Annotated in this window: 12 protein-coding genes and 2 pseudogenes; 10 read left to right on the forward strand and 4 right to left on the reverse strand. The window is 60.0% G+C overall.

What is annotated here, in order from left to right; all coding sequences use genetic code 11:
• Positions 1 to 479, forward strand: a 479-nt coding sequence (locus RLEG4DRAFT_RS22390; RefSeq protein WP_003580151.1) for an IS3 family transposase, incomplete at its 5' end; no start/stop codon positions are given.
• A 150-nt stretch (positions 480 to 629) separates the two neighbouring features.
• On the forward strand, positions 630 to 1,298 hold the full coding sequence (locus tag RLEG4DRAFT_RS22395) for a hypothetical protein (protein ID WP_003580152.1): 669 nt from the start codon (positions 630 to 632) through the stop codon (positions 1,296 to 1,298).
• A gap of 352 nt (positions 1,299 to 1,650) precedes the next feature.
• On the opposite strand, the gene RLEG4DRAFT_RS22400 is transcribed toward RLEG4DRAFT_RS22395, so the two are convergent.
• Together RLEG4DRAFT_RS22400 and RLEG4DRAFT_RS39035 are read right to left on the reverse strand one after the other, a co-directional pair.
• Complete coding sequence (locus RLEG4DRAFT_RS22400; RefSeq protein ID WP_003580153.1) at positions 1,651 to 4,434, reverse strand: bifunctional diguanylate cyclase/phosphodiesterase; 2,784 nt, start codon at positions 4,432 to 4,434, stop codon at positions 1,651 to 1,653.
• A gap of 122 nt (positions 4,435 to 4,556) precedes the next feature.
• A pseudogene (locus tag RLEG4DRAFT_RS39035) lies at positions 4,557 to 4,742 on the reverse strand (dihydrofolate reductase family protein); the annotation flags it as partial.
• A gap of 49 nt (positions 4,743 to 4,791) precedes the next feature.
• Here RLEG4DRAFT_RS39035 and RLEG4DRAFT_RS22405 point away from each other — a divergent pair.
• The 5 genes from RLEG4DRAFT_RS22405 (at position 4,792) to RLEG4DRAFT_RS47160 (ending at position 9,544) form a co-directional block, all read left to right on the forward strand.
• The gene (locus RLEG4DRAFT_RS22405; protein WP_003580154.1) at positions 4,792 to 5,394 is read left to right on the forward strand and encodes a hypothetical protein; all 603 of its coding nucleotides are present in this window, start codon (positions 4,792 to 4,794) and stop codon (positions 5,392 to 5,394) included.
• A gap of 141 nt (positions 5,395 to 5,535) precedes the next feature.
• A complete protein-coding gene (locus RLEG4DRAFT_RS22410; RefSeq protein ID WP_003580155.1) occupies positions 5,536 to 5,982 on the forward strand; it encodes a hypothetical protein in 447 nt (148 codons plus the stop codon).
• A 131-nt stretch (positions 5,983 to 6,113) separates the two neighbouring features.
• Positions 6,114 to 6,431, forward strand: a complete 318-nt coding sequence (locus RLEG4DRAFT_RS38120) for a hypothetical protein (protein ID WP_051040906.1) — start codon at positions 6,114 to 6,116, stop codon at positions 6,429 to 6,431.
• Positions 6,431 to 7,102 (forward strand): hypothetical protein, encoded by a 672-nt coding sequence (locus RLEG4DRAFT_RS40980; protein ID WP_051040907.1) that lies wholly within the window; start codon positions 6,431 to 6,433, stop codon positions 7,100 to 7,102. Before RLEG4DRAFT_RS38120 ends, RLEG4DRAFT_RS40980 begins: the two co-directional genes overlap by 1 nt.
• A gap of 810 nt (positions 7,103 to 7,912) precedes the next feature.
• Complete coding sequence (locus tag RLEG4DRAFT_RS47160; protein ID WP_003580156.1) at positions 7,913 to 9,544, forward strand: gamma-glutamylcyclotransferase family protein; 1,632 nt, start codon at positions 7,913 to 7,915, stop codon at positions 9,542 to 9,544.
• Positions 9,545 to 9,688: 144 nt separating this feature from the next.
• Here RLEG4DRAFT_RS47160 and RLEG4DRAFT_RS22425 read toward each other — a convergent pair whose 3' ends face one another.
• Positions 9,689 to 10,189 carry a GFA family protein gene (locus RLEG4DRAFT_RS22425; RefSeq protein ID WP_003580158.1) on the reverse strand — a complete coding sequence of 167 codons (501 nt, stop codon included), beginning with the start codon at positions 10,187 to 10,189 and terminating at the stop codon, positions 9,689 to 9,691.
• A 107-nt stretch (positions 10,190 to 10,296) separates the two neighbouring features.
• The gene (locus tag RLEG4DRAFT_RS22430) at positions 10,297 to 11,193 is read right to left on the reverse strand and encodes a LysR family transcriptional regulator (RefSeq protein WP_003580160.1); all 897 of its coding nucleotides are present in this window, start codon (positions 11,191 to 11,193) and stop codon (positions 10,297 to 10,299) included.
• Positions 11,194 to 11,341: 148 nt separating this feature from the next.
• Here RLEG4DRAFT_RS22430 and RLEG4DRAFT_RS22435 point away from each other — a divergent pair, with 148 nt between their 5' ends.
• The 3 genes and pseudogenes from RLEG4DRAFT_RS22435 to RLEG4DRAFT_RS22445 form a co-directional block, all read left to right on the forward strand.
• Positions 11,342 to 12,358, forward strand: a complete 1,017-nt coding sequence (locus tag RLEG4DRAFT_RS22435) for a zinc-dependent alcohol dehydrogenase family protein (protein ID WP_003580161.1) — start codon at positions 11,342 to 11,344, stop codon at positions 12,356 to 12,358.
• A 131-nt stretch (positions 12,359 to 12,489) separates the two neighbouring features.
• Positions 12,490 to 13,680, forward strand: coding sequence for an MFS transporter (locus RLEG4DRAFT_RS22440; RefSeq protein ID WP_003580163.1), 1,191 nt, complete (start codon positions 12,490 to 12,492; stop codon positions 13,678 to 13,680).
• Positions 13,681 to 13,942: 262 nt separating this feature from the next.
• Positions 13,943 to 14,478, forward strand: a pseudogene (locus RLEG4DRAFT_RS22445) (IS4 family transposase); the annotation flags it as partial.

The raw sequence follows: 14,478 nt of genomic DNA on the forward strand, positions 1-14,478 counted from the left end.
CAATCCCCGACACGTCGATCTCCGGTCGCCGTGTTGCTCGGGAACTGACGACGCTGATCGAACGACGCGGCAAGCCTGACATGATTGTCTCCGACAACGGCACCGAATTCACCTCGAATGCCATTCTGGCCTGGTCGAAGGATCACAAGGTCGAGTGGCACTACATCGCGCCGGGAAAGCCAATGCAGAACGGCTATGTGGAGAGTTTCAACGGTCGGATGCGCGACGAGTTGCTCAACGAGAGCCTCTTCTTCGGCCTCGATCACGCCCGCAGCGCCATCGCTGAATGGGCTGAGGACTATAACCATTTCCGGCCGCACTCATCGCTCGGATATCAGACCCCGGCAGACTATGCCGGGACCATCGCCGCAACCGGCTCCAACGCTGCGCAAGATGAAAGCTTCGCGTTTCCGCCGGTTGCTCACACCGCGCCATTTGGCGTATTCAAAGCCGCCGAGGCTCTAACCGCCGCTGGATGAAAGTTCAGTGGCAGGTCACCCGGCTAATCTTCTAAGACCATAGCCGGGGCCTGGCACCGGACCTCAGTCCGATGCGCGATGCGCGATCTAAGTCTAATCTTCACAAATGCTTACGTCGTGAACTGCACGACACCTGATCCGGAGGAAACGATGCGGATAGCAACCTTAGCGTCCCTGGCCGTGCTTTCGATGGCTCTTGCCGCAGGCCCGGTCACGATTGCCGGTATCGATATGGCCGCCCTGGCGAAGGACGGTGGAAACGGTGGTGGCAATGGCGGTGGAAATGGCGGCGGCAACGGTGGTGGTAGCGGCGGCGGCAATGGCGGCGGCAATGGAAACAGCGGCAACCACGGCAGCGGCAACCACGGCAACGGTTCAGCCAATAGCGGCTCCAAATCTACAGGCATGAAAGGCAAATCTTCCGAAGCGGCAGGCAAGTCCAAGTCGGAAAAAGCAGACAGGGTCGGCGCCACAAAAGAGAAAAACATTTCGGCGCAGCTTGCGGGCCTGAACTCATTGAAGCGGAATTACAGGGCGTTGATGCATACGTCGGACCCACGCATGACGGCCATCTCGGCCTATGCCGTGGCTTATGCCCAGTATGAAATCGACAACGGAGTCGAGCCCTCAGCTGACGACCCTCTGCTCGGGGATGCGGCGCTGGAGGACGCATTGGCTTCCGCAACGAAATCCGGTCAGGTGAGCCCGGCAGTTCTGGCTCAGGCCAAGACCATACTCGGCGTCGGCGATGCGAACGGTAAGATCGATCAGATCCGCACCTCGCTGGAGAACGCCGCGCCGGCGACGTCAGATGAATAGCCACCAGTGGGTTGCGTGAGGTGCGCGGTTAATCGGTTATGCTGCGCACCAGACTATGAGAGCATTTCCGTCTTTGTTTAAGTAACGGAATGCTCTCTTTTTTTGTCCAATTTCTGATGCCGCACTGCCGGCACTGATCGGGGTCTCCCCTCCCCACAGGGGATGGGGCTAACGCGTTGCCACCGACTTCGGCAAGCATCAATCTCTCCGCGGATGAAACCGTAAAGGGAAATGCGGCGGGGCGGCATGCAAGCCCCTCCCCCTTGTGGAAAGGGTTGGCAGGTCTTCATCCGCCGTTCGGACGGACTGGCGTAGTCAAACCCGAAATCCTGTCCCTACGGACGCCGCCGCCTCACGCCGCCTTCTCAGCCGCCGGCTCGCCCATCGCCTGCGGCTTGCCGAGCAGGTAGCCCTGCGCCTCGTCGCATTGTTCTTCGGACAGCGTGTCGAGCTGCGCCTGCGTTTCCACACCTTCCGCCAGCACCGGCACTTCAAGGCTGCGGCCGAGCGCCAGGATGGCTCGGACGATCGCCTTCGATTGCGGGCTGGTTTCGACCTCGGCCATGAAGCTCTTGTCGAGTTTGATCTTGTCGAACGGGAAGGAACGCAGCGTCTCCAGCGACGAATAACCGGTGCCGAAGTCGTCGATCGCAATCGAGACGCCGAGCGCCTTGATTTCTCGCATCGTCCGCAAGGCCTTGTCCTTGTCGACGATGATCGAGCTTTCGGTGATCTCGATTTCGAGACGCCGGGGGTTCAGGCCGGTTTCCGCAAGGATCCCCGATATAACGGCCGCCATATCAGCATGGCCGAGCTGGATCGGCGACAGGTTGACGGCGATCTTGTGGCTGTTGTTCCAGCCGGCGGCCTCCCGGCAGGCTTCCCTGAGCACCCATTCGCCGATCGGCAGGATGGCGCCGCATTCCTCGGCAAGGCCGATGAAATCCATGGGCGGGATGTTGCCGCGCTGGTGATGGCGCCAGCGCAGCAGAACCTCGTAGCCGGTGATCTCGCCCGTCCGCACGGATTTCTGCACCTGATAATGCAGATGAAGCTCGTTGCGGTCGATCGAGGCCCAGAGATCCTTGGCAAGCGAGCGGCGACGGCGGGCATGCTCGTCCATCGCAGCCTCGTAGAAGCAGACCTTCTGCAGCAAGGATTGTTTCGCGCGGTACATGGCAAGGTCGGCATTGGCGAGAAGCCCGTCGACGCTTGCCGCATCGCTGGGATAGACCGCAACGCCGAGACTGGCGCCGGTCTTGATCTCGAAGCCGTCTATCGTGACCGTTCCAGCGAGAGCGCCTTCCAGCCGCCCGATGAAATCGTGCAGGGTGCCGAGCTCATCGAAGCGCTTGGTCGCCGCGAACTCGTCTCCGCCGAACCGGGCGATGAACTCGCCCTCATGCCGCGCCTCGTCGAGCCGCCTTGCGAGCTCGACCAGCACCTTGTCGCCGGTGCCGTGCCCGTGCTGGTCGTTGATCTCCTTGAACTTGTCGAGGTCGATGCCGATGACGGCGACATTGCCGCTCACCCGGTCGGCGACCATCATTTCCGCCGAGACGCTCTCGCCGAACTGCAGCCGGTTCGGCAGGCCCGTCAGGCCGTCATGCTTGGCGAGGAAGGCCACCTGCTCCTCGGATTTCAGGCGATCGGAGATGTCTTCGAAGGTGACGACCCAGCCGCCATTGGGCAGCATGTTGACATTCTGCTGGATGGAGATGCCGCTCGGATATTTGTGAACCGCGCCGTCGGCGCCTGATCTGATCAGCGCCATGTTCCTGGTATAATGCGCCTCGGCCCGCGCGGCCGCTTCCGCCGCGTCCTCGGTGTTGGCGGCATAGCCGATTTCGACAATCTGCCGGTAGTCCATCCCCGGACGCACCGACCCTTCGGGAAATTTGAAGATTTCCAGATAGCGCTTGTTGCAAAGCACCAGGCGCTCATCCCTGTCGAACATGCAGATGCCTTGGCCGATATTCTCCAGCGCGACGTCGAGATTGCGGGTGACCTCCTCGATCCGGTCGGCATCCGCCTTCTGCTTGCTGTTGTCCTTGGTGATCTCGGCATAGCCGATCAGCGCGCCGGCCTCGTCATAGATCGGGTCGATGACGACGTGGGCCCAGAAGGAGGAGCCGTCCTTGCGGTAACGCCAGCCCTGGGCTTTGAACTTGCCCTCGTTGCGGGCAGTCTCGAGGGCCTTCTGCGGGAGGCCTTTGTGGCGATCCTCCTGCGAATAGAACAGCGAGAAATCCCTGCCGACGATCTCGTCGGCGCTATAGCCCTTGGCCCGCTCGGCGCCCGCATTCCAATTGCTGACCTTGCCATCCGGATCGAGCATGTAGATCGCGTAGTCGGTCACCCCCTGCACCAGGAACTTGAAGTTGCGCTCCGCCCTGGCGGTCTTGGCCTGCGAGCGCACGGCGAAGATGGCGGCCGCAAAACCCGCCGCCAGCAGCGAAAAGGTGACGGCGGCGATCGTCACCGCCATCAGCGCCGGCGAAAGAAGCATGGCGGGATCGAGCGCGGTCATCCCCGGAATGACCGTAACACCCGCCATTGCTGTGAAATGCAGGGCGACGACGCCGAGCGTCAACAGCGCCGTCGGCGCCAGCCTGCCGAACGTCGACCGGCCGCTCCGGCCGGCAAACCGAAAGGCGGCGACCGAAAACGCCATGCCGAGAATAACCGACGACGTCACGAACCGCGGATCCCACGTGATTTCTCCGGGGAATTCGATCGCCAGCATGCCGCTGAAATGCATCAAGCCGATGCCGGCTCCGAACAATGCCCCCGCCAGAATGTTCGCGGCCCACCTGTCATAAGCGATCTTGGCGGCAACCGCCGCGGTCGTCGCCACGATCGAGACCAGCAGCGAAACCAGCGTCAATCCGGCATGATAGCCGACGACGACGCCGGGGTCGTATGCCAGCATGGCGATGAAATGCGTGGCCCAGATGCCGAAGCCGCCCGCCGCCCCGGCCGTCAACAGCCACACCCACCGCACCGCGCCATCGGACACTGTCGCCCGATGCAAGAGAACGAGCGCGCAATGGCTTGCCAGAAAGCAGATCAGACCCGCAAGCCCGACCAGCGTAAGATCATGCTGCTCGGTGACGCACGTCAGAACGGTAAACATGGAAGAGGCCCTCAATTCGAGGGGTTACGCTATGAGGACGGCGCTTAAGGAAGGTTGAAGTGGGTGGGGCTGCTGGTTGGGAAATGAGGTTGTTGGGGTGGGTTGCTCGGCGGGTTGTGAGATTAGGGTTTATGGTGGGTGTGTGGGTATGGTGAATGGATTTTCGACTGACGCGGAGGGCGAGGCCCCGCGAAATAGGACTTTCCCTGCCCCACCCCGACGGTATGCAGGTAGATCCGGTACTCGTCGATCAGGCCAAGTTCGGTCAGGCTGTGGGCGAGCTTCGGGCCGGCGACTTCGATCTCCCCAATTTCACCCAAGCACCATGGTAGCGGACTTGGATGAGGGGAATCTGGGATGTCGATCTTGCTAAGAAGTCTGTCGCTACTGGTTGGAATAACATTGGCGATACCAGCCTTCGGCAATTGCTTAACTGCCAATGAGACCAAACAGGGCGTGCTGCTGACCAGAGAAGTGCCTTTCTATTCCGTATTCTACAAGCCGGACGGCCCGGGTCTCACCGAACAACGGCTGATGGAGCGCGACGGTTCGCTGCAGCCGGTGTCCGCTGAATATTTGCACCCCTTGATCGTCGAAAAGAGAGTGAGTGCCAGCGGGACGCATGAGCTGAAATACGCGAATGCGATTGCGTTAGACGATCTACCACAGAAGAAGAACTGGCAATCCGGCACCACGCTTTTCATCAATGGCAAAAAATCCGATTCGGGCACGACTTTTATTCGGTTCGACGGCTTGGGAGAGGAAACGATTGCATCTTGTTCCTACAAAGTTTGGGCAATCAACAGCCGTCTGAAACTGACGGAGTTGCCTCCGATTATTTTCGAACAATACTATTCCCCCGAGCTTCATCTCGTTCTTCGTTCGGTGAGGTTGAGCAGCTCCAACCAGCCGTTGAGCGAGGTTCGATTTGATCGATTCCAAATTGGCTGGGGCAACTAGGGGGACATTGTGTCCACCCCTCCATCACCAATGGAATGGATTTTTAACTTCGAAATCAAGTCAAGCGTGCAACTCCATGCCTGCGGAGCCAATTGATCATATGATTGCGGCACTGGTGGAAGATCGGTTGGGAAAGAACCCATGCGTGTTCGCATTATCTGCGTGCTCATTCTGTCTATCGCCTTTGCGATTTTCATGCCGGCGGTAATGAACTTTGGCCGGGCGCTTTACGTCGACGACGACTTCGGAAAACCCGCTTCACCCGACCTCGTGTTCATCGCCGCGTCGGTCATCCTCGGCCTTGTGGCGGCAGCCGGCCTATGGTTGGCGGATAGTCAGCAGCGCAGATTGCCGCTGCTAACCTTGCCGCTCGGCATCATCGTCTCGATCGGCGTGGGTTATGGCAGCACGGCCTTCGCTTTTCGCAACGCGACGGCCCGCTACGACATCCTGACTGACGACTGCTATTATACAAACGCCCTGGCTTTTCGGGGCAGGAATGGCATCTTCGTCTCATGGGGCGGACGAACGGCTTTTCATCCGCTTGAAAAAGTTCGATCGATGCTTCCCTCGACAGCCGGAGCCTAATTAGCGACCGCCAGCGGGCCAATCAATCACACCTCTATGACAGACTGTCCTGACCGTGAGTGGACAGGTCCCTCACATCCGGTCCCAGGAACGGAAACAGGCAGCACTCCCTCTAAATTCAAGGATCATCCATGAGCCAGGACCGCTTCATCCTCAGCGCGTTTGATTTGAACCTCTGGTGCTCAATCCTCGAAAACAGGTTTGCTGTAGACGACCTCGAAGCGCTGCAGGCGATCATCGACCGGGATATCGATGCCGATCCGAATTTTATCGGTTTTTATAACATTGAGCCAAACGAACTGAAGGCCATCAACCAGCGTTTCGATGTCGGGTTCGATCCGGATACTCTTGCCCCTCCCGAGATCGAGGTCTGGTTGGAACGAGAGCCGAAAGGCGCTCCATACGCAATATCCCGTATCTCGTTCACACTCGCTTCGAGTTGCCGCTGATGCTTGAGGGCAGAAAGAAACTGGCAAGGTTCACAAACATCGACCCGGGAACGGAAGCAGCCTTTGATCGATGGGTGGACAAAGGCGCTCTTCAGAAGGAAGTCTTCCTCGAACCAGTCCCGGAATCCTTCAAGCCCTATCTCATAGATCCCAATCATACGGCTGATCGCGAGGTTTATTACGCCCTCAAAGGCCAGGAATGGCGCATCCCTGCCATGAGGCTGCTTTGGAAAGAGGGCCTTGGCTGGAACGAACATTTTGAACGGCTCGAGGGCGCGCTCTTCGGCTATGAGAGCTGGCAAAACGACTGGTGGATAGCGCATTGCAATGAAAGAGGCGGCACAGGCGGCATCGCCCTTTTCTGCACCGTCGATGCAGAAGGGCTAAGATGGATGGAGCTGGCCGGTTTCAGGGCCTTGCCGCCCTTCGGCCGCGCCGAAATTCCCGTCCGCTCTTTTCATCCGGATGAAGAAACCGCGATGGCCTTGTTTCTTGCGGAGGATGAGGACGCGGTAGCGCTCGCCCGCTTCAAACTGTTGCCGAAGAGGCAGCAAAAGATGCTTGAGGACAATTCAAATGGACCATGGCAGATCACGCGAGAGCAAATTCCCGAAATCAATCGCCATCTGAAGCGACAAGTCGATATATTGCTCCGTCGATCAAAGACGTGATTGTTTCCTCGGGCAGTCAGCCGCGGCTGCTCGGTAATCGTGCGGCCATACCCTTCGGGCTCAGCCCACCCATTCAGGTGATCACGAAGGCTGTCCTCGACATGCTCCGGACTGCAAACAGCCGCATATTCCAGACGGTCAGATCCGAACGCCGCGTGTGATGCTACTGTGAATACCGCACCCACCATAATGAGACTTCATGTCGCCCTTTTCCGTAATCGAAATAATCCACCGGCAGACCAGCCGCGAGCTTAGCATCCGACTCAGCCTTTCGTTCCGCCACGCATGCGTTATCAAGCATTGTAGCGACTTTTTCCGGATCTTTGGTTGAAACAAGATACGATTTTGTGGTCCGCTCCAAGCACTTGCCTAATCTACTCGCCGCTGACGTGAAGCGGCGCAACTCCGGCGTGTCATAAGGTGAAGTAGCACAGGACGCCAGAGCCGTTACAACGCTCAGAATAATGACCGTATATCGCAATGTTATTTCCGCTTAGATTGAAGTTGAGTCTCAGCATTGCCATGGCTACCACTGAAGCCCATGTTTCAACACATAAATCGTCTGGCTGATCTTCGCCATCGTAGCGGTAAACAATGCAGAAAGACCGCTTCGGGGCCGAGACCGGACTAGCGGCTTTAGGGTGCCCAAAAATGCGAAAACGGACATTCAGCCCAGTGCAACTCACAGTGGCCCAGCGCGGACATCCCGCGTTGCCGCGCCAGTTTGAAAGCTTAGCGACATCGGTCTATTGATGAGGTTTTCGCAAACCTTTGCAGCGCGGTGCGATTAGCCCGTCGCGGGAGTAGATCATGTTGAAAGCTACCGAAGAGGAAGTCGAGGAAGTCCGGGAGTACTTTGAATGGCAGGCGCCCGACCTCGAAGTGACTTTCATGCAGAAGGTCTACTCGGAGGCCGTTCTCAACACCCGCCACGACGTGTGGGACATCCACACCAACAAGGATCGCTGGTGGGTCATCACGGGTGGTACAAACCTCTACTCTCAGGACCAATTCCCTAATATGGACCTTGCGTTGACCTTCCATATTGGCCTGATGCTCCGCATCCCGCGCACGGAAAAACAACAGGAAGGCGATCTACGCATCCTTCCGTTCGGTCCTGTCTTCGAGACGATGGAAGAAGCTGGTACGGCCGTGACACAGGCGCAAAACCTCTCGGACTATCAGGCCGTAGGGGTTCGCTGCCGCGAGGCGCTACTCGAGCTGATCGGCGTCGCGCAGGACGCGGCAATGTGGACAGACACACCGCCACAGCGTGCGAACTTCCGCGCGTGGACGGAGATCATCTGCAACGACCTTCTGCCGGGCGACACCAACAAAGAGCGTCGCGGGACCCTCAAGAGCGCGCTCGAGTCAGCATGGACGTTTTCAAACTGGCTGACTCATTCAAAGTCGGCCACCTGGATTGATGCCGAGATGGCGCAATCGTTGATCCAACACGCCATCGGCATGGCCACATCATTAATCATTCGCGAGTTGCGCGGGGTGCCTCCCGAATGCCCGAAATGCGGCGCGCCGCATCTCGAACCCGAACATGGCGAAAATACTGAGACACCCGGTGTGCTCTGGGAACGACCGCGCTGCGCCGACTGCGGATGGGCCGGCAGGCCCGTTCCAATTCTCGACCTCAAGGATGGGCGGCCCATCATCACGCGCGAAGGCGAAGAAACCGACGAGTGCAGCATAATGACAGTCCCGCTACGCACAATCCTGAAGCCGGGAAATCCCACAATCGAGCCGCGGAAGAAGACAGAGACCGGGCCTCCGGAGCACGTGGTCTATTTTGCCTATGGGTCCAACATGTCGACCGCCCGACTGCGTGAACGCATGCCGAGCTGCAGGCCACTCGGCATCGCTACCTTGCCGGCTCACGAGCTCCGTTTTCATAAGCGCAGCACGGACAAATCCGGGAAGTGTAACGCATTTGCCAGTGAAAGCGATAGGAGCGTAATCGGGGTCTTGTTCAGTTTCGATCCCGCCGAGCGTGCCAAGCTGGACAAGCAGAAGGCGTCGGTAGAGGCTACGAGCCCGCGACGGTCACGGTCATTAACGACAAAGGTCGCAGGCGAAAGGTCCTTACCTTTCTCGCCACTCCCAAATACATCGACGACAGCCTCAAACCCTATGGCTGGTACAAGGACTTTGTGCTTGCAGGTGGCAGGGAACACGGCCTGCCACAAGAGTATATTACCGAATACATCCAGTCGGTTGAGGCGACCGAAGATCCTGACAAGATCCGAGACAATAAGCAGCGGGCCACGCTCGGAGGTCTCGGGCAGTGAAACTTCGGTGTCGGTGCGCGTTGCAGCTGCAGACTGCGGACCCGATGTGCGTTTCTGGCGTGTTGCGACCTGGAAACCTCGGACCGGAATCAGACCTACGGATAGCGTGCTGAAACGGAAATTAGCGCGGCGAGCCTCCTAACACCTCTCACTGCTGCTGCAGAATCTGCTAGATTGCATAGCATGGAAGATGACGAAGACTGCCCACCTCAGCATGGCCGGCACGGTCGGCTTTTTGGAAAAGCGGCAACGGACAGCCCCGCACTGGCTGCCGCCAGAACAGATGTCAGCCGTCACGCCCCCTCGCAGCCCATGAGCTGGTATCGTGATCGGGGTGCTGGTTGTTGCTCTCCTTGATTGCCGCGGCCCAATCGGCGCCGTTGGTTTCGGTCGCACCGGTATTTTCTATGGAGGTGATCGTATCGAACCACGGGACCATGTTCTCGGTGCAGGTATTGGCATGCGGCGCGAAGGCTTTCGGATCGTCAAGCGAACCGATCATCAGGTTGGTGCGGCCGTTTTCGAGGTGGTGGAAAAACAAGGGCGTGCCGCAATTGGCGCAGAAGCCGCGCTCCACAAGTTCCGAGCTCTTCCAGATGATTGGCTTGCCGCGGGTCCAGGTGAGCGCATCATCCGGCGCGGCGACGAGCGCGGCGAAGATGTTGCCCGAGGCTTTCTGGCACATGCGACAATGGCAGAGATGCGAATTGTCGAGCATAGCGGTTGCGTGGTAGCGCACGGCGCCGCATTGGCAACCGCCGCTGACCTGCATTTCGATGCGTTTCATTTTTTCTCCTCCTGCAAGAGGCCGGTTTGGCCTAGTCTCTTTTAGGTTGTCGTTTTTTGATCGTCCAGACTTAGGCGGTGTGCCGCAGCCGTGGCGTGGTAGAAGGGTCAGGGATTTCTCTCTCGAAGCGCATCGACGATGGCTGAGAAGGCCGGGAGGTTTTGCCGCCGGCTGGGGTAATAGAGGTAATAGCCCGCGAATTTGGGGGTCCAGTCTTCGAGGAAGAGTTGAAGACGTCGTTGCGCAATGTGCGTTTCGACTTTGCTTTCCGGAACGAAGGCAATGCCGTAGCCGTGAAGGGCTGCATCGACCATCTCGCGATCGGAGTTGAAGGTGAGCTGGCCTTCCACCCTCACCCGGACCTCCTCGTTGTTCTTTTCGAACTCCCAGGCGTACAGTCCGCCCACCCGGTCGAGGCGCCTGTTGATGCAGTTGTGATGCATCAGTTCCTGCGGCATCGTCGGCACTGGCCTTGACTTGAAATAGTCGGGGGACGCGACGGCCACCAACCGCCAATCCGGCCCGATCCGCACCGCAACCATGTCCTTCTCCACGCTCTCGCCGAGACGCACGCCCGCATCAAAGCCGTCTTCGACGATGTTGCGGAAGCTATTGTCGACGCTGAGCTCCAGCTTGATATCAGGGTATTCCCCGAGGATGGGGGCGAGCTTCGGCCAGACGACGCTTTCCATTGCGTGGTTCGAAAGGGTGATCCTGACGGTGCCGGCCGGTTTGTCGCGATAGGCCATCAATGCCGCGATATCAGCCTCGATTTCGGAAATGCGCGGTGCAAGCGATTGCCGGAGACGCTCGCCGGCCTCTGTGGTCGCGACGCTCCGCGTCGTGCGGGTGAGGAGCCGCAGCCCCATGTGCGCTTCGAGTTCCTTGACGGCATAGCTGAGGGTCGATTGCGCCACTCCCAGCTTGGCTGCGGCCTTGGTGAAGCTGCGCTCCTCCGCCACCGCCAGGAAAAGAAGCAACTCATTGAAGTTCTTGCGGGCCACGGCTGGTATCTCCAATCATTGCCATTGGGTAATTAACAGCCGAATTCGATAAGTCCATACAAATTGCGACGGCTAATCCGAGTTATCGAATGGTGTTATCACCCTGCCGGAAGATGAGACGGGCATTCCGCCCGGACTGGAGATGACCATGCTCGGCACCGTCCTTCACGCCCCCGGCGACATCCGCTGCGAGGAAGTCGCGGAACCCAAAATCCAGAAACCCACCGACGCGATCATCAAGCTGTCGGCGTCCTGCGTCTGCGGCTCCGACCTCTGGCCCTATCGCGGCCTTCAACCGTTAAATGGCCCGCAGCACATGGGCCACGAATATTGCGGTGTCGTCGTCGAGGTCGGCAGCGAGGTCAGGACGGTCCGGCCCGGCCAGTTCGTCGTCGGCTCGTTCTGCCTCTCCGATAACACCTGCCCGCATTGCCGCTATGGCTTCCAGTCTTCGTGCGAACATCGCGAATTCATGTCGGGTGCGCAGGCTCCCTATGCCCGGATCGCCATGGCGGACGGCACGCTCGTCGCCACCGAGACCATGCCGTCCGACGACCTGATCCCCAGCCTGCTCGCGGCTTCGGACGTCCTCGGCACCGGCTGGTACGCGGCCGACGCCGCGCGGGTGACGCCCGGATGCACGGCAGTCGTGGTCGGCGACGGCGCGGTCGGCCTGATGGGCGTGCTCTCGGCCAGGCAGCTCGGCGCCGGCCGCATCATTGCCATGAGCCGCCACAAGCAGCGGCAGGAGCTCGCGCTCGAATATGGCGCGACCGATATCGTCACCGAGCGCGGCGAAGCGGGTGTGGCCAGGATCAAGGAACTGACGGGCGGCGTCGGCGCCGACTCGGTGCTGGAATGCGTCGGCACCGAGGAGTCGATGATGCAGGCGATCAATGCCTGTCGGCCCGGCGGCTCGATCGGTTATGTCGGCGTTCCCCATGGCGTCAGTCTCGACGGACAGATGCTGTTCTTCGCGCAGAAGAACCTGATGGGCGGCCCTGCCCCGGTTCGCCGTTTCCTGCCGCAGCTGATCGACCTCGTGATGTCTCGCAAGATCAACCCCGGAAAAGTCTTCGATCTCGAAGTGCCGCTCGCCGATGTCGCCAAGGGTTACAAGGCGATGGACGAGCGCTCGGCGATCAAGACGCTTCTGCGCATGTGACGTCCGGCGTTCGGATCACCCCGAGCCCCCTGAGAACTTCACCTCAGAGATTTCGAAATCGACGCCGCCGGCAGCAATTGTCGGCGCCGTCGCCCGGCTTCTTGAGCAGCTCCTTTTGAAGGGAAAGCCCGATGGACACCACCTACGACATCAGACTGGAAACCCGGACGACGCCGTGGAGTGCGGTCATCTGCATGATGCTGACCTCCTTCGTGCTCGTCGCCTCGGAATTCATGCCGGTGAGCCTGCTGACCCCGATCGCCGACGAATTGGCGAGCACCGCGGGCCAGGCGGGTCAGGCGATTTCGATCTCCGGCTTCTTCGCCGTCATCACCGCCTTGTTCAGCAATGTGCTGTTTGCGCGGTTCGACCGCCGCCGGGTGATCCTCTCCTACACCATCGTGCTGGTGGCATCGGGTCTGGCGGTCACCTTTGCCCCCAACTACCTGATATTCATGTTCGGCCGGGCGCTGATCGGCGTGTCGATCGGCGGCTACTGGTCGTTGGCGACGGCGATCATCGCCCGCATCGCCTCCGGTCCCGACGTGCCGAAGGCCCTTGCCATGCTTCAAGGCGGCAGTGCGCTCGCCGCGGTGATCGCCGCACCGCTTGGAAGTTTCCTCGGGAGCCTGGTCGGATGGCGCGGCGCCTTCTTCATCGTCGTGCCGATCGGCATTGTCGCATTCATCTGGCAGGCGATCGCCCTGCCCCGGATGCCGGGTGGCGCCAGCGGCTCACTCGGCAGGACGTTCAGCCTGATGGGCAACCGCACCTTCGCCCTCGGCATGACCGCGATGATCCTGTTCTTCATGGGCCAGTTTGCGCTCTCGACCTATCTGAGGCCGTTTCTCGAAGATATCACCCATCTCGGCGTCAACGCGCTCTCGCTGGTGCTGCTCGGCATTGGACTTGCCGGCCTCGCCGGAACCTCGCTGATACCCGCCATGCTGCGCTCACATATGGCGCACGTCCTGATCGGGTTTCCGGCGGTGCTGGTGATCGTGGCCCTGGCGCTTATCGGGTTTGGCCCCTTCGCCTTCGCGGCGGCCGGCCTGCTGCTTCTCTGGGGCTTGCTGACGACACCGGTGCCGGCGGCATGGACGACCTGGATGACCCGGACGATCCCGCAGCATCTGGAAGAAGGCGGCGCCTGGTTTGTCGCCCTCATTCAGTTCGCGATCACCTCCGGCGCCTTCGCGGGCGGCCTGTTGTTCGATCATGTCGGCTGGTGGAGCCCGTTCGTGTTGAGCGCTGTGGCCATGCTGGGGTCGGCGGTGATTGCGGTTGGTGTGATGCGGGGGTCCAAGAGAGCCTCATCCTGAAGCGCCCCGCAGCGGCCTCGAAGGACGAGGCGGGTGTGGGGGTGTCGCAAGAAGCAACGGTGTGCCGTGTCCTGCCCCTCATCCGGCTGCCGCCACCTTCTCCCCGCTTGCGGGGCGAAGGGGATATGCCGCAAGCTTTCCGTCCCTCACCAGCGTCTCATAGGGCACGTCCCCTCTCCCCGTCAGAACGGGGAGAGGGTTAGGGTCATAGGCGCTAGGTTAGGGCTGGACATGAGGAATCTGGTTATGATTCAAGCTTGGGATGAAGATTCGTCCTGAGATTTTGGATCATTGGTCGGAAGTGAGCGCTTGGCTTCCGGCGGGTTTTGACCTGGAAGCAATGGCGCGGTTGCGCGGTGCTTTCACGCGGGTGCGGGAAATCAAGAACGCCGAGACGCTGTTGCGGCTGGCGCTTGCCTATGGCGGCCTCGGTATGTCGCTACGCGAGACCTGTGCATGGGCCGAAGCGGGCGGGATCGCCCGCTTGTCCGACCCATCGCTGCTCGAGCGGCTATGCAAAGCAGCCCCTTGGCTTGGCGACATCGTGGCCGCGCTGATTGCCGAGCAGACTAAGGTGCCGGCAGGACGCTGGGCGGGATATCGCTTGCGTGTGCTCGATGGAACGTCGATCTGCCACCCGGGCGCTGACCGCACGACATGGCGGTTGCATGTCGGCTACGACCTGGCAACGGCTCAAGTCGATCAGCTTGAGTTGACCGACATCCATGGTGCCGAAAACCTTCAGCGCCTCACCTACGCACCCGGTAATATCGTGCTGGCCGATCGCTACTATGCAAG

The sequence above is a fragment of the Rhizobium leguminosarum bv. trifolii WSM2297 genome (assembly GCF_000271845.1).

Excerpts from the sequence above, each read along its gene's own strand:
- RLEG4DRAFT_RS22440 (WP_003580163.1), top strand. The coding sequence starts at position 12,490 with ATGGACACCACCTACGACATCAGACTGGAAACCCGGACGACGCCGTGG.
- RLEG4DRAFT_RS22405 (WP_003580154.1), top strand. The coding sequence starts at position 4,792 with ATGTCGATCTTGCTAAGAAGTCTGTCGCTACTGGTTGGAATAACATTG.
- RLEG4DRAFT_RS38120 (WP_051040906.1), top strand. The coding sequence starts at position 6,114 with ATGAGCCAGGACCGCTTCATCCTCAGCGCGTTTGATTTGAACCTCTGG.
- RLEG4DRAFT_RS22395 (WP_003580152.1), top strand. The coding sequence starts at position 630 with ATGCGGATAGCAACCTTAGCGTCCCTGGCCGTGCTTTCGATGGCTCTT.
- RLEG4DRAFT_RS22410 (WP_003580155.1), top strand. The coding sequence starts at position 5,536 with ATGCGTGTTCGCATTATCTGCGTGCTCATTCTGTCTATCGCCTTTGCG.
- RLEG4DRAFT_RS22425 (WP_003580158.1), bottom strand. The coding sequence starts at position 10,189 with ATGAAACGCATCGAAATGCAGGTCAGCGGCGGTTGCCAATGCGGCGCC.
- RLEG4DRAFT_RS40980 (WP_051040907.1), top strand. The coding sequence starts at position 6,431 with ATGCTTGAGGGCAGAAAGAAACTGGCAAGGTTCACAAACATCGACCCG.
- RLEG4DRAFT_RS47160 (WP_003580156.1), top strand. The coding sequence starts at position 7,913 with ATGTTGAAAGCTACCGAAGAGGAAGTCGAGGAAGTCCGGGAGTACTTT.
- RLEG4DRAFT_RS22435 (WP_003580161.1), top strand. The coding sequence starts at position 11,342 with ATGCTCGGCACCGTCCTTCACGCCCCCGGCGACATCCGCTGCGAGGAA.
- RLEG4DRAFT_RS22400 (WP_003580153.1), bottom strand. The coding sequence starts at position 4,434 with ATGTTTACCGTTCTGACGTGCGTCACCGAGCAGCATGATCTTACGCTG.